Origin of the sequence: Serratia microhaemolytica (assembly GCF_004011885.1) — a bacterium.
Taxonomy (GTDB): Bacteria; Pseudomonadota; Gammaproteobacteria; order Enterobacterales; family Enterobacteriaceae; genus Serratia_G; species Serratia_G microhaemolytica.
In genome coordinates this window covers 1-1,697 of sequence record NZ_SBEF01000107.1, presented here as the reverse complement: position 1 = coordinate 1,697, position 1,697 = coordinate 1, and the positions used below count along the sequence as shown (strand labels likewise).

General features: G+C 43.3%; 1 protein-coding gene and 2 pseudogenes. All 3 read left to right on the top strand.

Features of this window, described 5'->3' with window-relative positions; all coding sequences use genetic code 11:
* Window positions 1–359: pseudogene (locus EOJ37_RS14560) on the top strand (hypothetical protein); the annotation flags it as partial.
* A gap of 54 nt (window positions 360–413) precedes the next feature.
* On the top strand, window positions 414–1,421 hold the full coding sequence (locus EOJ37_RS14140; protein WP_127960505.1) for a hypothetical protein: 1,008 nt from the start codon (window positions 414–416) through the stop codon (window positions 1,419–1,421).
* A 56-nt stretch (window positions 1,422–1,477) separates the two neighbouring features.
* Window positions 1,478–1,697: pseudogene (locus EOJ37_RS14135) on the top strand (hypothetical protein); the annotation flags it as partial.

The window sequence follows — 1,697 nt, the reverse complement described above, 5'->3', positions numbered from 1 at the left end:
AACTGTTGCAGCAAGCCTATCAGGAAGTGTGGCAGGCGATGCAAAATAAGGATATTAAAAAGTTAAAACAACTGTTTGCTTACTCTGGTCGTGCATTTGCCTATGTCACCAGCTCTACAGAAGATAAGGTACTCAATGAGCACTTGAGAGACATTACAAACAGTCCTAATTTAAAAATGCAACCCATTAATTGGCAGGCTTATGAAGTTAGGATAATGAATAAAGGGCGTATGGTCAGGTTAGTGAATAAATCAGACTTTGGTTTTTCACCATTAATGTATATGGATAAAAACAATATTTTATCTGTGTTATCTCCTTTCTTTTCACTTATCAATGGCCGGTTTGTGATCGTACTATAACCAGGAACTACCGTGCAGAAGCACTCTTCTGCACGGTGATTTAAGGAAGAAAATATGCAAAAAGTAGCACTTTTGTTATGTGGCTGGCTCAGTATCGTTGCTGCCCATGCCGAAGAAACCAAAGTGATTTACCGCAGTGCCTTTGATATCAAATACCTGTTTTGCAATATTAAAACCAATGGTGTGGTAGGGCAGAATAACCGAGATAGCGCGGTGGCGGGTAGGGGCTTTGGTACCGGGAGTACCGGTGCGATGCTATTTATGGAAAACGGCGAAAATGAGATCAGTGTCGAGATCTCAGCACTTAACTGGTTTAATGAAAAACTGACCGATATGAAAGAGAAAAATAGTTTTAACCCCAGCGCCTACTGCAAACTGGATCTGGTTATCTATAACCCGAAGAACCCGGCGCGGCGGGAAAAAATCAGTAGTATTGCCGTGACCATCGATGAAAAAGGCTTGCCGACGGCGGCAACCACCGTAACACCTGCCGCTTTTGCTGCCATTAACCAACCTATCACTGTGACACAGCGTATTGCGCCCACCGTTGTACCGGGATTTGTGCGCGAGCGCTCCTATGCACCAAACTGGTTTCCCAAAGAGATGGTAGTGTATGAATTTAGCCGCAAAGTGACGGTAAATGGTGTGCCCGAATGGCCGTGGGTCAACGCCACCCCCTATACTGATACCCCAGAACAGCGCCAACTGTTGCAACAAGCCTATCAGGAAGTGTGGCAGGCGATGCAAAATAAGGATATTAAAAAGTTAAAACAACTGTTTGCTTACTCTGGTCGTGCATTTGCCTATGTCACCAGCTCCACCGAAGAGAGAGTGCTCAATGAACACCTTATGGATATCACCAATGGCGCCAATTTCAAAATGCAACCGATTAACTGGCAAGGATTTGAAGCTAGGATAATGAATAAAGGGCGCATGGTCAGGCTGGTTAATAGATCAGACTTTGATCTTTCACCGTTACTCTATTCATATGGTGATGATATTGGTGCAACCTTAGCCCCTTATTTTTCATTAATCAATGGTCGTTTTGTGATCGTTATATAAATAGGGAAATTGCTGTGTGGCAGAATATTTCCACACAGCCCTATAAGGAAGAGGAGATGAAAAAAATAGCACTTTTGTTATGTGGCTTAAGTATCATGGCTGCCCATGCCGAAGAAACCAAAGTGATTTATCGTAGTGCCTTTGATATTAAATATTTGTTTTGCAATATTAAAACCAATGGTGTAGTTGGACAGGATAACCGCGATAGTGCAGTGGCGGGTAGAGGGTTTGGTACCGGCAGCTCTGGTACCGTACTACTTATGGAAAACGGCGAAA

Bases quoted from the DNA above. Each gene is read 5' to 3' on its own strand.
- EOJ37_RS14140 (WP_127960505.1), top strand. From the start codon at position 414: ATGCAAAAAGTAGCACTTTTGTTATGTGGCTGGCTCAGTATCGTTGCT.